Here is a 969-nt window from a genome sequence, read left to right as displayed (position 1 = left end):
GTCACGGTCTGGGGACCCTCGAACCTTGCTTTTTGAACGACCTTGGAGAACCGGTTCTTCGCATCTTGCAATTGCCATTCCATAGTCCGCTCCAATCTAGCCTGTCTAGCTATCTATGCGGGTTTGGGCCGCAAAAACAAGGCCATTTGGCTAACGGACGGACCAGCGGACAACCGCGCTCGGACGGGAAGACGGCGAAGTCGGGAGACGTCTGTTCACGAAACAGCAACCATTGCTTTGGGATAGTACGGAGGTTGAATTCTTCGCCGGATGCCGGTCGGAAATCACTACGCACGATAAGCCGGCATTATCAGTCATTGTTAACCGCCAATGTGCCGTGCGGTTTTATGGCTACTTATCAGCATAATTGCTCAGATGAAGCGCCGCGTGGATCTGCTCTGCGATACCGAACGCATTCCTGCCCGCGATTCCACCGATACTCACAATCTATACCGCCAAGTCCTGTTCAAGTTCGACCGGCCCACGCACCACAACGGCCGCGGGGGCTGTGGCTCCAGGTGCCTTGTCATGGGGGAGCTCCTGGACTGTCGCGGTCAGTGTGATTTCCTGACGCTTTCGGTGATGGCCCGCGCCAGCGTTTCGGCGGCACGGGAGGGTTTGTTGCGGGGGTAGGCGATGTGGAACATGTCCTCGAAGGACATGCGTTCCGGCAGGAGCATCCGCAAACGGCCAGCGCGGACCCACTCGTCAGCGTAGTGGTCGGGCAGGAAGCCGATATAGGCGCCGGAGAGGAGGAGGAGCAAGGTTCCTTCCATATGCGGTGTTGCCGCAGCCCAGGTGAAATTCATGCCGCAGATCGTCTCGTTCAGCATGTAGGTGCGGCCGGCGAAGGATTGGGCGGCGAGCACCTCGTCGGTGAGGTCGGCGTCGGGCAGGGCGAAGAGGGGGTGGCCCTCGGCGCAGTAGAGCTTCTGCATCTCTGAAAACACCGGTTGGGTGCGAAAATGC

2 protein-coding genes are annotated in these 969 nt (G+C 58.9%); both read right to left on the bottom strand.

What is annotated here, in order from left to right; genetic code table 11:
• Positions 1-83, bottom strand: an 83-nt coding sequence (locus AC1D17_RS29115) for a type II toxin-antitoxin system prevent-host-death family antitoxin (protein ID WP_477568660.1), incomplete at its 3' end; no start/stop codon positions are given.
• A gap of 471 nt (positions 84-554) precedes the next feature.
• The coding region (locus AC1D17_RS29110) for a LysR substrate-binding domain-containing protein (RefSeq protein ID WP_477568659.1) at positions 555-969 on the bottom strand (415 nt) is incomplete at its 5' end.

The organism is Pararhizobium sp. P1_E7 (assembly GCF_056405855.1).
The sequence above is the reverse complement of the archived record's forward strand: the minus strand, read 5'-3'. Positions and strand labels throughout refer to the sequence as shown.